The organism is Hugonella massiliensis, assembly GCA_001486445.1.
In the GTDB taxonomy this organism is placed as follows: Bacteria; Actinomycetota; Coriobacteriia; order Coriobacteriales; family Eggerthellaceae; genus Hugonella; species Hugonella massiliensis.
In genome coordinates, this window is sequence record LN908986.1 from 765,261 (window position 1) to 782,917 (window position 17,657).

15 protein-coding genes are annotated in these 17,657 nt (G+C 64.0%); 12 read left to right on the forward strand and 3 right to left on the reverse strand.

Annotated elements, in window-relative coordinates; all coding sequences use genetic code 11:
- Positions 1-54 precede the first annotated feature (54 nt).
- The 11 genes from ndk (at position 55) to BN3270_RS05905 (ending at position 12,720) form a co-directional block, all read left to right on the forward strand.
- Positions 55-459 carry a nucleoside-diphosphate kinase gene (ndk, locus tag BN3270_RS05855; protein WP_058986210.1) on the forward strand — a complete coding sequence of 135 codons (405 nt, stop codon included), beginning with the start codon at positions 55-57 and terminating at the stop codon, positions 457-459.
- Positions 460-771: 312 nt separating this feature from the next.
- Positions 772-1,821, forward strand: coding sequence for a rod shape-determining protein (mreB, locus tag BN3270_RS05860; protein WP_058986211.1), 1,050 nt, complete (start codon positions 772-774; stop codon positions 1,819-1,821).
- Positions 1,822-1,837: 16 nt separating this feature from the next.
- The gene (gene mreC, locus BN3270_RS05865; protein WP_058986212.1) at positions 1,838-2,770 is read left to right on the forward strand and encodes a rod shape-determining protein MreC; all 933 of its coding nucleotides are present in this window, start codon (positions 1,838-1,840) and stop codon (positions 2,768-2,770) included.
- 9 nt (positions 2,771-2,779) lie between these two features.
- Positions 2,780-3,307, forward strand: coding sequence for a rod shape-determining protein MreD (mreD, locus tag BN3270_RS05870; protein WP_058986213.1), 528 nt, complete (start codon positions 2,780-2,782; stop codon positions 3,305-3,307).
- A gap of 9 nt (positions 3,308-3,316) precedes the next feature.
- Entirely contained in the window at positions 3,317-5,464 is a 2,148-nt protein-coding gene (mrdA, locus tag BN3270_RS05875) for a penicillin-binding protein 2 (protein WP_058986214.1), read from the forward strand.
- Positions 5,464-6,666, forward strand: coding sequence for a rod shape-determining protein RodA (gene rodA, locus BN3270_RS05880; protein WP_408606197.1), 1,203 nt, complete (start codon positions 5,464-5,466; stop codon positions 6,664-6,666). Before mrdA ends, rodA begins: the two co-directional genes overlap by 1 nt.
- A gap of 13 nt (positions 6,667-6,679) precedes the next feature.
- Complete coding sequence (locus BN3270_RS05885; protein WP_058986215.1) at positions 6,680-8,065, forward strand: hypothetical protein; 1,386 nt, start codon at positions 6,680-6,682, stop codon at positions 8,063-8,065.
- A 3-nt stretch (positions 8,066-8,068) separates the two neighbouring features.
- Complete coding sequence (locus tag BN3270_RS05890) at positions 8,069-9,961, forward strand: TIGR03960 family B12-binding radical SAM protein (protein ID WP_058986216.1); 1,893 nt, start codon at positions 8,069-8,071, stop codon at positions 9,959-9,961.
- Positions 9,954-10,619, forward strand: coding sequence for a TIGR03936 family radical SAM-associated protein (locus BN3270_RS05895; RefSeq protein ID WP_271711937.1), 666 nt, complete (start codon positions 9,954-9,956; stop codon positions 10,617-10,619). The genes BN3270_RS05890 and BN3270_RS05895 overlap by 8 nt, the downstream gene beginning before the upstream one ends.
- 48 nt (positions 10,620-10,667) lie before the next feature.
- Positions 10,668-11,585, forward strand: coding sequence for a UDP-N-acetylmuramate dehydrogenase (gene murB / locus BN3270_RS05900; protein ID WP_058986218.1), 918 nt, complete (start codon positions 10,668-10,670; stop codon positions 11,583-11,585).
- A gap of 121 nt (positions 11,586-11,706) precedes the next feature.
- Positions 11,707-12,720: a hypothetical protein gene (locus BN3270_RS05905; RefSeq protein ID WP_148335499.1), complete on the forward strand. Its 1,014-nt coding sequence runs from the start codon at positions 11,707-11,709 to the stop codon at positions 12,718-12,720.
- On the opposite strand, the gene BN3270_RS05910 is transcribed toward BN3270_RS05905, so the two are convergent.
- Both BN3270_RS05910 and BN3270_RS05915 read right to left on the reverse strand, forming a co-directional pair.
- On the reverse strand, positions 12,717-13,979 hold the full coding sequence (locus tag BN3270_RS05910) for an MFS transporter (RefSeq protein ID WP_148335500.1): 1,263 nt from the start codon (positions 13,977-13,979) through the stop codon (positions 12,717-12,719). The genes BN3270_RS05905 and BN3270_RS05910 overlap by 4 nt on opposite strands.
- Positions 13,980-14,003: 24 nt before the next feature.
- The gene (locus BN3270_RS05915) at positions 14,004-14,792 is read right to left on the reverse strand and encodes a hypothetical protein (RefSeq protein WP_058986221.1); all 789 of its coding nucleotides are present in this window, start codon (positions 14,790-14,792) and stop codon (positions 14,004-14,006) included.
- A 293-nt stretch (positions 14,793-15,085) separates the two neighbouring features.
- Here BN3270_RS05915 and BN3270_RS05920 point away from each other — a divergent pair, with 293 nt between their 5' ends.
- Entirely contained in the window at positions 15,086-16,033 is a 948-nt protein-coding gene (locus tag BN3270_RS05920; protein WP_082673394.1) for a TerC family protein, read from the forward strand.
- Positions 16,034-16,225: 192 nt separating this feature from the next.
- Here BN3270_RS05920 and BN3270_RS05925 read toward each other — a convergent pair whose 3' ends face one another.
- Complete coding sequence (locus BN3270_RS05925; protein ID WP_058986222.1) at positions 16,226-17,389, reverse strand: IS110 family RNA-guided transposase; 1,164 nt, start codon at positions 17,387-17,389, stop codon at positions 16,226-16,228.
- Positions 17,390-17,657: the final 268 nt, after the last annotated feature.

A 17,657-nucleotide genomic window follows, 5' to 3' on the forward strand; every position in this document is an offset into this window, starting at 1 on the left:
GTCCTCGTGTAGAGTGGGGCTGTTCGGCCCCTGCCTGAAAGGAATGTAAACAACATGGCAATCGAAAAGACCTACAGCATGATCAAGCCCGACGGCGTGCGCAACGGCCACATCGGTGAAATCGTCGCTCGCTTCGAGCGCGCCGGCCTCACGATCGAGCGCCTCGAGCTCGGCATGGTGACGCTTGACCAGGCTAAGGCCAACTACGCCGAACATGAAGGCAAGCCCTTCTACGACGGCCTTATCTCCTACATTACGTCCGGCCCGGTTGTGAAGATGGTCATCTCCGGCGAAGGCGCCGTGAAGAAGGTCCGCACCCTCATGGGTGCCACCAACCCGGCGGAAGCCGCTCCGGGTACCATCCGCGGCGACTTCGGTCTCATCATGGACGAAAACGTGATCCACGGCTCCGACAGCGTCGAATCCGCCGAGCGCGAGATCGGCATCTTCTTCAACTAAGAAGCATCTCATCTGCTTGCTACACGCCTCCCTTCGGGGAGGCGTTTTTCGTATGGGGGAGGACCGAAAGGGAAGGGGCGCGTAGGGTGGGGCGCCCGCTTTCACGGGGGGGTGTGCGCGGTCGCGGAATCCGCTCGTTTGACGACGGCGGAAATCGCCGGCACCAATGCGGATTTTCCTCATGGATGCGGTTTGCCGTATGGCGTCTGCGCGTGCGACCCAATATAGTAGGCATGTGGAATTCACGGTTCGCGAAAGCCCCTGTGCTAGTATTTGGTTTCGCGAATTTACGAGGATAAAGGACAGACGTCTATGTCGTTTATGGATTGGTTCAACTCTGCCGGTGCGTCGTACGACCTGGCTATCGACTTGGGTACCGCGAATACCCTTGTCGCCATTACGGGCGAGGGCATCGTCATCAACGAACCGTCTGTCGTTGCCATCGAAAAGTCGACGCACCGCGTCCTCGCCGTTGGCCACGAAGCCAAAAACATGATCAACCATACGCCCGACGCCTTTTCGGCCGAACATCCCCTGCACGACGGCGTGATCGCCGACTACGACGTGACCGAGGCCATGCTGTCCGCATTCATCAACAAGGCGGTCGAACGCAAGTACCCCTGGCAACCCAAGCCCCGCATCGTGGTGTGCATTCCCTGCGGCGCCACGTCCGTCGAAAAGCGTGCTGTGTTCGAAGCCACGATCCAGGCCGGCGCTCGTCAGGCCTATCTGATCGAAGAACCCATGGCAGCTGCCATGGGCGCCGACCTTCCCGTGACTGAACCCACCGGTTCGATGGTGGTCGACATCGGCGGCGGCACGACCGAAGTCGCCGTCATCTCCCTGGGTGGTATCGTGACTTCGTCGTCGCTGCGTCTGGCGGGCAACCGCATGGACGAAGCGATCGCCATGTACTTGCGCGACCTCTTGGGTATCAAGATCGGCGAGCGCACGGCCGAGGTCATCAAGATCAAGATCGGCTCGATTCTGCCTTTCCCCGACGGGCGCGAACGCGACATGATCATCAGCGGCCAGGATGTACTCACCGAGCAGCCCAAGGAAGTCACCATTCAGTCCGAAGACGTTCGTGCTGCCCTGCAGCCGTCCTGCGACGAAATGGTCCTGCACATCAAGGAGACCTTCAAAAAGACCAACCCCGACCTGGCGAGCGATATCATCCAGAACGGTATCCTCCTCACGGGTGGCGGTGGCCTGCTTTCCGGTCTCGATCAGTACATGTCGGAAGCACTCGAGATTCCCGTTTGGGTGAGCGAAACGGCCCTTACCAACGTCGTTATGGGCTGCTTGAAGGTGCTCGAAACGCCGTCTGCCCTCAAGCAGACCCTGATGCGTTCCCGATAGGGGCGAATAGCTTCGTATGCCGTACAATTTCAAACAGGAGCCCTCGGCGCTGAGAACCTACGTGCTCTTGGTTGTCTTGGTAGTGGTCTCGCTCGTCTTGGTGTCGGTCTACGACAACGAAGGCGATGGCGGCCCGCTACACGGCATGCAGGGGGCCCTTTCCACAGCCGTTTCGCCGCTTAAGCTTGCGAGTGGGGCCTTGAGCGCCGGAGAGGATTCCGCCCAGAACGCCGCCCAAGACGCTTCCGCCAACGCCGACACGCTCAACGCCCTGCGCGACCAGAATAACCAGTTGCGCGAAGAGGTGGCCGAACTCGAAGAGTACCGTCAGGAAGCCCAACGCTTGCAGGGCATCCTCGACCTGAAGGATTATTACTCGATCGAGGGCACGACCTGTCGCGTCCTCGCGCGTTCCACCGACGCCTGGAGCAAGACCGTCACGCTCGATAAGGGCTCTAACGACGGGGTTGTCTACGGCGCCCCGGTGGTGGGCACGAGCGGGCTGGTCGGACAGGTTATTTCCGTCGATTCCTTCACCTGTACCGTGCGCCTTCTGCAAGACCCGCAGTTCGGGGTGGCGGCCATGATCCAGAGCAATCGCGCCCAGGGCGTGCTCATGGGCAATATCGACGGCCTCCTGTACTTGGAAGACGTCGACAGCGACGCCGAGGTCAATGCCGGCGACGTGGTGATCACGTCGGGCTTGGGCGGTGGCTTCAGCCGCGGCATCATGATCGGCACCGTGGTGAAGGTCGACGGCCAGCAGGGCGATACCAACCGCAGCATCGTCGTCGAGCCAAGCGATGTGGTGTCGACCCTCGAAGAGGTGACCGTCGTCTCGTCCATGGGCTCCGACGGCCTTGCGGCCGACTCGTCGAGCTCGTCTTCGAGCTCTTCCAGCTCATCGAGCTCCACCAAGTCGAATTCGTCCAAAACCAGCAGTCGATAGGGGGTAGGTATGCAACCTGAAGCAAAGGTATCGATTATCGGCGCCATCGTCATGTTCGTCTTGCAGATCGTCGTTGCCCCCAACATCGCCCTGTTCGGCGTGGTTCCCAACCTTCTGCTCATCTATTCCATCGTCGTCGCCATGCTTCTTCCCACCAACTCGTCTTTGGTGCTTGCCTTCGTGTGCGGCCTCTTGAGCGATCTGTTGGGCTTCGGGCCCGTGGGTGCCCTTGCCTTCCTTCTCGTGGTGGCGGCCTTCGCGGCTTCTCGCCTCTATGCGGTCTTTGCCAACGGGCGCGTGGGCACGGCGCTCGTTACCATGATGGTCTTCACCCTGGTGGTGAACCTTCTCTACGCCCTCTTTATCCTGGGCGCTTCCGCCGCCCTGAGCCCGCTCGACGCCTTCCTCTACCGGGCGCTTCCGTGCACCCTCATCGAGTGCGTGCTGGGTTTGCTCATCTACCCGCTCATGTCCCATCTCCTTGTGGGCCGCGCCCCCACGATGGGTTCGGCCACGCCGTCGTTGCGTTTTCGCTAAGGGGTCGGCATGCTGCTCGCGATTCTCGCCGGCATTGCAGCGCTTGCGGTCGTTCTTGGGATCGTCTACGCGTTCTATCGCCGATCGAAGAAGAAAACCGAAGACACCGTTCCCCATACCAAGGACCTCAAGCAGGTCGATACCTATGGCGTCGAGCCGCTGAAGCAGAAAACGAGCTTCGGGACGACGGGGACCACCGAAGTGCCCCAGCACCCCACGAGCTCCGGCACGGCGGGGGAGATGCTCAATTCCCGCTTCGTCGCCATGGGCGTCCTTGCCGCCGCCATCTTCGGAACCCTTTCCGCCAAGCTGTGGAGCATGCAGATCCTGCAGTCGTCCGACTACCTCAAGCAGGCCGAAGCCAATCTCTATAAGACCGTCTACACGCCGGCCCCGCGCGGCATCATCTACGACGCCAACGGGGTGGCCCTGGTCACCAATCGGTCGTCCTATACGGTCATCGCCGATTCGAGCGTAGCCGACGACCGCGACGTCTGCCTCCGCCTTTCCACGATTTTGGGCATTCCCTATCAGGTGGTGCGCCAGAACATCCAGGACTCGTCGACGGGCGCGCAGAACAACCGCGTGGTGGCCACCGACGTGTCCCTGCGCAACATCGCCTTCATCAGCGAGCATGCCGACGCCTTCCCGGGCATTTCCACCGAAATGCGCACGGCCCGCTCCTACCCCTACGGGGCCCTTGCCGCCCATGTGCTCGGCTATGCGAGCACGGCATCCGCAAGCGACCTGCAGAACGCCGGCGAAGGCCGCAACGTCCTTTCGGGCGACGTGGTGGGCAAAAGCGGGGTGGAATACACCTACGAGAACCTGCTTGCCGGCGACCATGGCACGCGCACCCTCCTCACCAACGCCAACGGCGTGGTGCAGCGCATCATGTCGGAAACCAACCCCACGAGGGGCAACGACATCTACCTGACGATCAAGGCGCCCGTGCAGGAAGCGGCCGACCAGGCCATGCGGTCGACGCTTGCCCCCAACGGCCAGCTGGGCGCGGGCAACGGGTCGGGCGCGGGCTTGGTCTGCCTCGACGCCACCAACGGCGAGATCATCGCCCTTTCCAATTTCCCCAGCTACGCCCCGGGCAATTTCGTGGGCGGGATTTCGTCCGACGTCTGGAACAGCTTCAACAGCGAATCGTCCCACTACCCCCTGATGGACCGCGTGGTGCAGGGCACCTATCCCGCCGCTTCGACCTTTAAGGGTTTCACCTCCTTTGCCGCCCTTCAGTGCGGCGTGGCCACCGCCTCTTCCACCTACTATTGCTCGGGCACCTGGACGGGCTTCGGTAGCACCTATGCACAGAAGTGCTGGAACCATTCGGGCCATGGGACCCTTAACCTGGTAGGCGGCATCGCCCACTCCTGCGACGTCGTTTTCTACGAAATCGCCAAGGGCTTCTACGACCAGCGCGCCACGCTCGGCGAGACGGCCATGCAGGATTACGTCAAGGAGTACGCGCTCGGCTCGAAACTGGGCGTCGATCTTGCCGGCGAGGCCGAAGGCCGCATTCCCACGCCCGAATGGAAGGCGGAATACTTCAAGGATGCGCCCGAACAGGCCCAGTGGCTCCCTGGCGATATGACCAACATGGCGATCGGCCAGGGCTACGTGCTCGTCACGCCCCTGCAGATCGCTGCTGGCTATGCGGGCATCGCCACGGGGACGGTCTATCGACCCCATGTGCTGAAGGAAGTGCGCAACTCCCTGGGGGAGACGGTGCGCACCTACGAACCCGAAGTCATCGCCACGCCCACCCAGTCGGAAGCCAACGCCAAGCTCGTGCATGAGGGCTTGAAAGAGGTTATGACCGTCAACAACTACGACGACCGCTTCTTCAGCGGGCTCAACTACACGGTGGCGGGCAAGACCGGTACCGCCCAGGTGGCGGGCAAGAAGGACTACAGCTGGTTCGTCTGCTACGCGCCTGCCGACAACCCCAAGTACGTGTGCGCCTGCCTCACCGAAGAGGGCGTGTCTTCCACGGTGTGCAGCATGCCTATGTGCGCCACGGTCATCCAGGCGGCCATGAGCCTCGACGCCGGCTCGCTCGACGCCAAATCGGTGGACTACGTCGAGAGCTCTTACACGACGGTGGCGACCGGTTCCGCTTCGACCAGTACGGCTCGGGAGGACTAATGAGCACGATGAACTACCCTCAGCGCATGCGCCAGGTGACATCGGTCAAGCACCCCGATGCCCGTTTGGCCGCCGCCACGGCTCCGCGACGGTTCAAGTACCTCAACATCCCCTTTCTTCTTGTGGTGACCGCCCTGGTGGCCTACGGCCTGTTCATCGTGTACTCGGCCACCTTCAACAACGACACCTACAACTTCTCCCGTCAGGCGGCCGGCGTGCTCGTGGGCGCGGTCCTCATGTTCCTGCTCTTCCGCTACGACTATCACCAGTTGTCCCACTACATGGTCTTTTTCTTGATCGTGAACGTGGTGCTCATCCTCATGCCCCATGCGCCCGGTATCGGCGCGACGGCCAAGGGCGCCACGTCGTGGGTCAATATAGGTCCCATCAACTTCCAGCCCGGCGAATTTGCCAAGGTCACCGTCATCCTGCTCGACGCCTGCGTAATCAGCAAGTACGGCGGCAAGCTCACCAACCTGGGCGACTTCCTGAAGGCCTTGGGCATCATGATCGTGCCCTTCGTGTGCATCATGACCCAGCCCGACCTGGGCACTGGTTTGGTGTACCTCTTCATTGCGGGCGTGGCTCTCATCGTGGGCGGCGCCGACGTGAAGTTCCTGCTCGCCACCCTGGCCATCTTGGTTGCGGGGGTTGCGGGCATCCTCATCCTCGACCCCATCCTCGACAACATCGCGGGGCACGACGTGCTCTTGAAGGAGTACCAGAAATCGCGCCTGCTCGTCTTTTTGGACAACAACTACGACCCCACCGGCGACGGCTACAACCTTAAGCAGGCCAAGATCGCCATCGGCTCGGGCGGCTTTCTGGGCAAAGGCTACATGAACGCCACCCAGAGCGCCCTCGGCTACCTGCCCGAATCACCGACCGACTTCATCTTCTGCGTGCTCGCCGAAGAGTTCGGCTTCGTGGGCTCGCTCGCCTTGATCGCTCTCTACGCCTTGCTCGTGTATCTGTGCTACCGTATCGCCTACGGGGCAAAAGACCTGTTTGGAACCTTGATCGTCATGTGCGTGACCGGCATGTGGCTCTTCCAGATTCTCGAAAACATCGGCATGTGCTGCGGTCTGATGCCCATTACCGGTATTCCCTTGCCCTTTATGAGCTACGGTACTTCGTTTATGGTGGTGAACTTCACCCTGCTCGGATTGATCGGTTCGGTGTGGGCGCACAGCGGACGATAGGAAGGATGCGCGCATGAATGCTCCCCTTGACGTGAAGGAGGCCGTGAAGACCATCGTCGATGTCGAAGCGGCCCGCAACATGCCCGTGCACGTGATCGTGATGGTCGACCCGTCGGCTCCCGAAGACGTGGCCGGCGTCGTACGCGCTGCCTTTGCGACGACGGCGCCCAACGGCTGGGTGGAATACCGAGAGTGGAGCCTCGATTCCACCAAGACCCCGGCGGGAGCCGACCTGGGCGTGCTCGTCGCCGGCCTCGATGCGAGCACGGGCGCTCTGGCTGCCGGCCTGCGCGCCGCGGGCGTTCCTGCCCTCACGGTGACAAGCATGCCGCGTTTGGTCTGCGATATTGCCGCCGACCAGGGATGCGACCTGATCGAAGAAGACGTGGTGGCCCCCAAGCCCTACGTCGACGGGACGCGCGTGCCTCATGACGATCCTTTCAACGTCGAGCCTTATCCACTCACCATCGATCGCACGCGTACGCTCGTGGACGCCATGGGCGCGTGGATCGCCGTCACATTCGCTGCCAAGGGTCTTGCCTTCGCGATCGCCTTCGATTTCGTCCGCCGGCCCTATGCGGTCGAATGCATCAACACGACGTCCCTGCAGAACGCCGGGATCGGGGCCGTCTTCTTTATTCCTGGAGCCGACCTGCCCCTTATGACGATGAACCAGGCCAAGATGGTCTTGCAGATCGCCGGGGCCTATGGGGTGGAAATGGGCGCTTCTAACTGGGGTGAGCTTGCCGCCGTTATCGCGGGCGGCTTCGCCTGCCGCAGCGTCGCCCGCGAGCTGGCTCCGCTCGTGCCGGGCGCGGGCTGGCTCGTGAAAGCCGGTGTGGGCGCCGCGGGCACCCAGGCTATCGGCCGTGCCGCGCTTGCCTATCTGAGCGGTACGCCCGACGGGCGCCCTTCCGACGGACGCTTCCAGCCCCCCGCGCAGGTGGGTCGGGCCGCACACGATTTCCAGGTGGGCGTTATGCCCTATGTGCGTGCCCTTGGGGCAGCGGGTTCTGCCGTGGCCGACGTGGCCGTGGAATCCGCTCGTGACGCGTGCGCTGCTGCCAAGCCCGCCGTCGATGCGGCGGCGCAGAAAGCCCACCCGGTGGTGAGCGAGATCGGCAACTACCTGTCGCCGGTTCTCGAAGGTACCGCTTCCTTCGTGGCGGCCGAGGCCATCGACTGCGCCCACCGGGCCCGCGAAGCGGCGGCGCCTTTGGTCGACGACGTCGCGCGCCTTGCGGGTCCCCGCATCGAGCGGGCTTTCCCGCACCTTGCGGTCGCGACGCGCGCAGCTGCGCCCCGCGTGGCTTCTGCGGCGCGTGCGGCCAAAGACAAGGCTCCCGACCTCATCGAGCGCGCCCGCAGGGCCGCTGCTTCCGTTCGAAAGGGGGACTAGCGCATGCCGCAGCCCACCACCGATCTCTGGCCGAGGCTGCGCGACCTGTTGCCTCTTGCCGAACGGCCCGTACGCTACCTCAACCACGAGTTCGGCAGCGTCTACCGCACGCCCCAAGACGATCCCGCCGATACCTCGTTTGTGATGGTCTATCCCGACACCTACGAGCTCGGTCAGGCCAATCAGGCGATTCGCATCCTCGTGAACTGCGTGAACGCGCGCGAAGGCATGTACGCCGAACGCGCCTACCTGCCTGCGGCCGAATTCGCCGACCAGATGCGCGCGGCGGGTCTGCCTCTTTTTTCCCTTGAATCCTGCGCCCCCCTGCGCGAATTCGACGCGATCGGCATCACCCTTCCGCACGAACTCGCCGCGACCAACGTGCTCGAAGTGCTCGATCTGGCCGGTGTGGCCTTGCGTGCCGAAGATCGTGCCGAATCCGACCCGATCGTTTTGGGCGGCGGTCCTTGCGCCTTCAATCCCGAGCCCTATGCGGCCTTCTTCGACGCCATTTCCATCGGCGAGGGCGAAGAATCTATGCCCGAACTGGTGGCCTGCATCGGGGCCGGCCGGGCGGCGGGGAAGAGCCGACAGGAGATCCTGGAAGACCTGGCCGATATCCCCGGTACCTACGTGCCCGGGTTCTATCGCCTGCTTTCAGACGAGGAGGCCCTTAGCTGGGGCTACCGCGTCAAGCCGGTCAACGACCACGCCCTGCCCGAAGTTCAGAAGCGCGTCTTCGAAGGGTTCGCCCAGTCGCCTGCCTGGGAGCCCTGCATCGTTCCTTTTGCCGATTTGGTTCACGACCGCCTGTCGGTCGAGATCCTGCGCGGCTGCACGCGCGGGTGCCGCTTCTGCCAGGCGGGCATGATGTACCGACCTGTGCGCGAGCGTTCGGCCGACAACATCGTCGAAGGCGCCCTCGAAGGCCTCAAGCAGACGGGTTACGATGAGGTGAGCCTCACGAGCCTTTCGACGACGGACCATTCGCAGATCCGCGAGATCCTCGAGCGCTTGAATGCGGCGGTGGCCGGCAAGGGGATCCAGGTGTCCATTCCCAGCCAGCGCCTCGATTCCTTCGGCGTCGACATGGCGGCCCTGGTGGCCGGCGAAAAGCGCGGCGGCCTCACCTTCGCCCCTGAAGCCGGCACCCAGCGCCTGCGCGACGTGATCAACAAGAACGTGACCGAAGAGGATGTGTTCTCGTCGATCACCGCGGCCTTCCGCGAAGGTTGGCGCCGCTGCAAGCTCTACTTCATGATCGGTCTGCCCACCGAAACCGACGACGACATCCGCGGCATCGCCAGCCTGGTCACCCGCGTCTTCGAAGCGGCACGGGAGGTCACCCCGCCCGACCAGCGCGGGCGCGTACGCGTAAGCGTTTCCTGCAGCCTGTTCGTCCCCAAGGCGGGCACGCCCTTCCAATGGGACGGTCAGATCGCTCCCGAAGAGGCCCTGCGCCGCGTCAGCCTTCTGCGCCACTCGATCAAATACCGGGCCATCGATGTCAACTGGCATGACCCGGCTACGAGCTTCGTCGAAGCCGTGATGAGCCGTGGCGGCCGCGAATGCTGCGACGTGATCGAAGGCGCCTTCAAACGGGGTGCCCGCATGGACGCCTGGACCGAGCATTTCAGGCCCGACGCCTGGCGGGAAGCGGCCCAAGAGGCGGGCGTCGATGCCGAGGCCCTAGCCCAGCGCACCTTCGGCCTTGACGAGGTGCTTCCCTGGCAGCACATCTCGAGCGGAGTCCACCTGTCCTATCTGCGCTTAGAGCACAAGCGCGCCTTCAAGGAGCAAACGACGCCTGACTGCAGTTTCGGCACCTGCACGGGCTGCGGGCTCTGCCCCGATTACGGCATCGACGTCGAGACCCAGGAGGCCCGCCTTGGCTAACCGAACCATGCCCGTGCCCGCGGTGCGCTACGAGCGCGACGCCAACGGGGGCGAGCTCCTCTACCGCCTGCGTTTCCGCTATTGCGAGAAGGGCCGCCTGGCCATGCTCTCGCATCTGGAAGTGGCCCATTATCTCGAGCGGGTCGTGCGGCGCGCCGAGCTGCCCTTTGCGATCACCAACGGCTTTTCGCCCCACATGCGTATCTCCTTCGGCGGCGCCCTGCCGGTGGGCGTGGGCGGGACCTGCGAGATCTTCGACCTGCTTCTCTACCGTGACGTCGACCCTCAGGCGGCCCTTACGGGCGTGCAGGCGGCGTCGGTGCCCGACCTTATGCCCTATGGCTGCGAGCGCATCGACCGCCGGGCCAAGGCGGCGAGCGTTGCCTACCCCAAGAGCACCTACGAAGTGGTCTTCGACCGCCCGGTTGCCTCGCTTCCCGTGCCTGCCACGGTCGAAGTGGTGCGCAAGAAGAAGACGCGTGTGCTCGCCCCGAGGGACTTTCTCATCGAGGCGCCCTCTTTTGCCGGCGACACGATGATTCTGAAGCTCGCATCGAAGGATACGGGCAGTTTGCGTCCTGACGTGCTCGTGCGCGCCATGACCGCCGATACCGACGTGCGCGTCACTTCGATCACGCGCACGGCCTTGGCCGAATAGAGACGGGGACGCCGGCGGTGAGCCGGCCCTCAGTGGTTGGGAGGATAGATGCTTGCAGCGAGCGTAATCGACGAATTGAAGGCGGCTCTTGGCCCCGAGGGGGTGCGCGAGCATGAGCCTATGAGCGCGCACACGACCTTTCGCATCGGCGGTCCCGCCGATGCGTTCGTCTGCCCGGCATCGGTGTCGCAGGTGCAGGAGGTCGTCCGCATCTGCCATGCGGCGGGTGTCAAACTGTGGGTTATCGGCTGCGGAAGCGACCTGCTCGTGGCCGATCGCGGCCTTTCCGGCGTCGTTATGGAAGTGGGCGAGCGCTTGTCCCGCATCGATGTCGATGGGTGTCGCCTGATTGTGCAGGCGGGCGCGACCAATGCGGCCGTGTCTGAGGCCGCCTGCGCCCACGGCCTTTCGGGCTACGAGTTCGCCTGCGGAATCCCCGGTACCGTGGGCGGGGCCGCTATCATGAACGCGGGCGCCTACGACGGCGAGTTCGCCGACGTCGCGCGCGAACTGACCTGCGTCGATGCCCGGGGCGCGCTCGTGCATGTGACCCACGACCAAGCCGATTGGGGTTATCGCCACAGCATGATGGACGATTCGGGCCTTATCGTCGTGGAAGCGGTGCTCGAACTTGCTCCCGCCTCGCCCGCCGACGTACGGGCCGCAATCGACGACCTCACGCAACGGCGCACGTCCAAGCAGCCCCTCGACCTGCCGAGCGCGGGGAGCACCTTCAAGCGTCCCGAAGGGTATTTCGCCGGCAAGCTCATCCAGGATGCCGGCCTGCGCGGCTATCGCGTGGGCGGCGCCCAGGTCTCCGAAAAGCATACGGGCTTCGTGGTGAACGCCGGCGGGGCGACGGCCGCCGACGTCCGTCAGCTCATCGCCGACGTGCAGGACCGCGTCCGCGCCAGCCAGGGTGTCGACCTGCATCCGGAAGTGCGCATGTGGGGCTTCGACGCGTAGGCATTCTGCGCATTTCGCGCGCAGCTCGCGTTAACCGTTTGTGAAGGCGCGGTATCGAATTGGCGGCATGCCTTCCAACGGCGCTACGCTAAGCATCCCAGAGACAAGGAGCGTGCGTAACGTGACTAGCAGAAAGCAATTCGTACCGGCGCAGACGGCTGCGGCACCCGCGGCGGCTGCCGAAGAGGAGAAGAAGCCTTCGCTCTTTTCCAATATATCCCCTGTTCAGGTGGTCGCTACCGGTTTGGCGGCCCTGACCTCGATGATGCTTTCGTCTCAAATCGGCGTGCTCGGGTCCGTCGTGAGCGTCTTCGTGAGCTCGGCCGTGTCGACGGTATCGGCGCAAATCTACAAGAACGTGCTTGCCGGCGGTGCTCGCAAGGTCAAGAACCGCGTGAGCGACAGCACCGTTCAGTACGATGCCGCATCGGGCGCCGCTTTCGCGGAGCCTGCGAAGACCGCGGTCGTCGGGGGAGGGCATGCGGCGCAAGCGGGTAAGACGACGGCCCTCCCGGCCGATGTGACGCGGGCGATTCCCGCCGATGCGACGACGGTGCTCGTCGATGCGGACGGCACGGCCGATAGCGCGGCCTATGCCCGCGAAGCGCTGAACAAAGCTCACGCACGGCGCGCGTCCAAGGCCAAGACCCAGAAGACGGCCGTCGTCATCGCCGTGGTGTCGGCCTTCGTTGCCATCGGCATCACGGCCGGGTTCGTCAACCTCACCTCGTCGGGCAACGGCTGGGGCGAGAAGACCGAAACCATCCCCACGGTCTCTTCGATCGTTGCCCACCATCAAACTCAGACGAGCTCGTCTTCGTCTTCCGAAGCCGCGCCGTCGAGTAAGGCGGGGGCGAGCAGCACCTCGAGCTCCTCTTCCGAGACGGCCTCTTCGTCGTCGAGCTCAGCGAACGGTGCCGCCAATCGAAGCGCTGCCTCTTCGTCGAGTTCCCAGCAAGAGGCGCAGACCAACGTGGGCAAGAGTTCCTCGTCGAGTTCGTCGTCGTCCAACCAGAACGTCGCCTCGTCGTCGAGTACCTCGTCATCGTCGAGTTCGTCCGTCGATTCGAGTAGCAGCACCTCGTCGTCGAGCTCGAACGCGTCTGGGTCCCCGGCGCACGCGAACGGTAACTAGGCGGCAAGGGTCGCTTTGCGGGCCCGGTAGATGGCCACGACCACGATGCCGGCGTAGACGGTAATCGCGCACATGATCGCGTAGGAGGATTCGTAGGTGCCCGTGATCGTTTTCAGGGGGCCGGGGAGACTGTTCATGATGAAGCCGCCCAAGGCGTAGGCAATCTGGCAACGCTTGACAAAGCGGGTCGTCGAACCGCCGTCGGTGAGCTCGAGCGACCACATGGAAATGCCCACGGTCCCCAGCGAGATGCCCACTCCCACCAGGGCGGCGGCGGCCGTGGCCACGAGGGGCGACCCGGCAGACGAGGCGAGGCAGAAAACGAGCCCCAAGGTGAGCACGCCGAACATGAGGGCGGAACCTCTGAGCGTTCCGATGCGGTCGAAGAGCCTGCCGGTAAGGAATTTGGCGATCGTCAGACAGATGCCCATCACAGAAAGCAGGGTGGCCGCATAGACCGGATCGATGCCCGCCGCGGTGAAGAGGACCGACAGGTAGGTGCCTCCGCCTACGGATACCGCCCCTACGGCCACGAGCGCCGCCATGAAGAGGATGCGTGCGGGCGGCGCTAGCCGATAGGGCGCGCGGACGGCGCGGTCATTCGCGGAGCCGGTGGCGACGGGATCTTCCAAGACGATTCCCAAATCGGAGGGACGGTTGCGCAAGAGCGCCAGTACGAGTGCGCCGATCGCGAGGGCGATGGCGCCCTCGAGCGCGAAGGCGACGTGCAGGGACACGGTGTGGATGACCTGCACGGCCGCAAGGGGCACGAGGATCGAGGCCACACCGCTTCCGACCGCGGCGAAGCCCATGGCCGTGCCGATGTTGGTGCGGTACCAGCGGTTGGTGAGGATGGTCATGGCGACCATGCCGCCCAGCCCGTAGCCCATGCCGCAAAGGAGGGCGCCTGCAAGATACACCGGCAGGCCCGTGCCTAAGGCGTAGAGGCCGAAGCCCGCTGCGGTCATCGCGCAGGCGAATGCCACGCCTCGGCGGGCGTCGAGGGCCGAATAGTAGCGGTCGACGAAGAACATGGCGCACAGGGACACCAGGGTGCGCACTGCGAGGATGGCGGAGGCGCCCGTATCGCCCACGCCGTCTTGGGCGATGAGGTAGGGCTGGTAGACGGAAAAGGAGGTGCTGGGGAAGCCGATGTTGACGAAGAGGAATAGAAAGCAGCAGAAGGTGATGACCTTCTCGTAGTGGGCATGCATGCGGTATGGGGCCTTCTCTAAGGTGATGTGGGGATATGCTGCCACGCTAGCGCAATCGAGGGCACCGCGCTATGCGCTCAGGCGAACCCCCACATACATTGCCGTTTCCGGCAGGCCCTTGACGTGGTAGACCTCGTCAAGGGGGCAGGTGCTCACCGTCCAGATCATGCCGTTGGTGGTTCCCGTGCGGAATGTGTTGCCGCTCGCGTCCTTGGCGGGATCCGAGGCGGCGGTCGTGTCGAACCCCTGCTGGGCTATGGCCGCGTCGATCGCCGATTCCGCGTCGGTCGCTTGAAAATCGGCGTAATGGAGGCGCAGGTCGGTGGTGGGTGCACTGGTCTGCTCGATCCGGTAAGAGCCCGAAAGGAACCGGGCGGCGGTGGCGGGATCGATAGAATCGATGCCGACGAGGTAGGCGCGGGCCGCGTCGTCTGGGCCCATGTCGGAGGGGATTTTCACCAGATCGAAGGAAGCCGTTCCCGATCCGCCTTTCAGCTCCTTCACATCGACGACCGTGTTGCCCGCTTCTTCCAGGGTCGTTTTCAAGGCGGTCCCGTCCATGTTCACGCAGCTGGTGAGCACGGGGGCATCGATCGTGGTCCCGCGGGTCAGGGCGGCGTCGACGCTCGCCTGCGTTTCGCGGCTGGTGGCTACCACGTTGGTGTAGTAGGTGCCGAAGACGACGGCGGCGATGAGGGCGGCTGCCAGGAGGATGGCGACGAAGGCGGGTCGTTGGGCGGCGGGGATGTGCGCGGGCCGAAAGAGAGCGGTCGCGTCGGGGTAGCGAATGGCGCCCGGGCGGGCCGCGCGGGTGTCGCGCGCGCCTGAGGGTGCTCTTGTGTCCGTTTCGGGGGTCATCGTGCTCCTTTGCCCTGATGGGAAAAGTATACCAAAGCGCGCGGTGCGCGTACTTGTGTGCAAGTCGTGGGGCGTGGGGTGGGGGGATGCGTCGTCGTGGTAGCATGGGCCCTACCCAGTGGGGGAGTAGTTGGCAAGCCGGCAGACGGTTTGCGGCGCATCAACAATCTCGACGGTGACAACCGTCTGGTGCGGCCTTGAATAACGAGACTCACGACGCAGTGTCCAGGCGTCGGAGTCTTTTTTTATGCACCGACGCAGCCGATGTTCGGCGCTTCGTAAGGAGGAGCCCTTTGTTCGATCTGTCCATCTTCACTACCCCCGAGGCTTGGATCAGCCTTCTCACCCTGGTCTTTCTCGAAATCGTCTTGGGTTTCGACAACATCGCCTTCATCGCGGTGACGACCAACCGCCTTCCCAAAGACAAACAGCATATCGGCCGCAAGCTGGGTCTCGCGGGCGCCATGGTCTCGCGTGTCATCTTCTTGTGCTTCGCGTCCTGGCTCGTGCATATGGTCGACCCGATTTTCACCATCGACTTGGGTCCCTACGTCCACGGATTCAGCATTCGCGATATCGTGCTGGCCCTGGGCGGCATCTACCTGATCTACAAGGGCATCGACGAGCTCAAGAGCATGTTGGCCTTGGAAGAGCTCAAAGCCGACCATGAGGAAGCCACGACGGGCAAGCGCCGCACGATCGGCCTCGGCCAAGCCGTGGGCACGATCATGGTCATGGACGTCGTCTTCTCCATCGATTCGGTTATCACGGCCGTGGGCATGGCCGAGCATTTGATCATCATGATCATCGCGGTCATGGCGGCCATCTTCCTCATGATGATCTTCATCGACGCCGTGTCCGAATTCATCAACGGCCATCCCGAAATCAAGATCCTCGCCCTCGTGTTCATCACCGCGATCGGCATCTTGCTCACGATCGATGGCCTGGGTTTCCATACGGGTATCGAAATCGAGGCGGTGGGCATGCCGCTCGAAAAGGTGCTCGTCTACTTCGCGATGATCTTCTCGCTCGCCATGGAACTCATCCAGATGGTCTACAACAAGCGGGCCGGCGATTTCTACCGGGAAAAGGAAATTGAGCAGGCCAAGGCCGCCTACGCCGAAGACGCTCGCGCCCAGTACCAGGCCGAGGCCAAGGCCCTCTTCGACGCCCAGCAAAAGGGCCGCGTTGCCGCCGACGCCCACGATATCAAGAACATGCCCCCCAGCGACGAGGAATAGCCTCCTCTGCAGTCGAGGCTCATCGCTTTCGAACGAAACCCTTCCGGTGTCTAGGCCGAAAGGGTTTCGTTGCATGTGGGGGGTGTTCCTATAGTTTTGTCAACTGGTTTTTCCAGCTGACGGGCCGTGAGAAGGCAATGCTGACGCAGGCCCCGCGAGGGGCCTGTTCTCTAGTTGGTTCGGCACGGCTCGCTAGGCCGCGTACGGGACCTTGTCCCTCATGATCGCGTAGATCACCTTGACCCTCTTCCTGGCGACGGCCTTCAGCGCCTCGCCGTGGCACATGCCGCGGCCGCGGCACGCTCTGTAGTACTCCCCGAACCTGCTTCTGCTCCTGACGAGCGAGTTGCACGAGAATATGAGCAGGTTCTTGAGCCTCTTGTTGCCCTGCCTGGACGCGCTTACCGACGATATCGAGGTGCCCGAGCGGCGGTTCCTCGGCGCGACTCCGCAGTAGGATGCCAGGTGGTCGTGGTCGGGGAACTCGGATATGTCGATGCCGATCACGAGCTCCGACGCGGTCCTCGGCCCGATGCCGGGCACGGTGAGCAGGCACTCGTAGGTGGCGTCTCCGGAGAGCGCCTCCGCGATGAGCCCGTCGAGGGAGCGCGCTTCCGCGACGGACTCGGATATCCTCCTCGCGAGCATCTTGACCTGCGGGTTCTCCGCGCGCACGACGCACTCGGCCGGCCTCGTCGACGTCGTGATCGCACGCCACGCCGCGTCCATCGAGGCGCGGTCGGCGCCCCTGGTGACGGCCCCCATGGCGGCCTTCCCGGCATCGGCGATCCCCCACGGGCCTCCGAGCTTCTCGAGCATCTTGAGCCAGCTGGGGTCCGAGAGATCGCAGAGCGCCTCGAAGGCGGGGCAGGACTCCAGCAGGACGCTCCTCAACCTGTTCTTGTCGCGCGTGGAGCTCGCCACCATGTAGTCCCGCTGGGCGGCCATGGACCTCGCCGCGCGGAGGCCGTCGTCCTCCCTGGGGGCCGGCAGCAGCGCGTCGGGGATCCCGAGCGCCGTCTTCGCGATCACCATCGCGTCGCGCTCGTCGGTCTTGGCGTCGCCGGCGAACAGCCTCGCCGCGCCGTGGGCTGCGGTGCCGGGCAGGTAGGCGACCTCGAGCCCGGCCAGCCTGGCCCTGCTTATCGCGAGCGACCCGATGTTGCGCACCTGGTCGACGACGACGAGCGTGTCCCCTCCGACCTGCGCGAACAGCGCGTCAAGGTCGGCCTCCGTGTTCGGGACCGGCCCGTTGGCGGCCACCTCTCCGTCCCTCGCGACGAGGCACGCCCAGTGCGAGCTCTTGCCGACGTCGAGGCCCAGGACGTCGCCGCGAGGCCTGATCTTCCCTCCCATGGTATCCTCCAATCGTTCGGCCGATCGGATGCTGGTCGCGCGACACCCACATTACTTGGCCGTGGCGCTTTCGAGGGGGCCCGGCAGGTTCCTATCAGTCGCCTGAACCAGCGACGCCCGCGGCGGCAACACCCCCCGGGCCCTCGAGGGGCAGGGGCAAACGGCCGTCCGCGGGCGTCCGGTCGGCGGTCCATCTGGACTGCGCCAATCGTAATCCGTCGGTGACGATCGGGGTCGAGACGTTCGGATTAACCGCGTCTCAAACTGT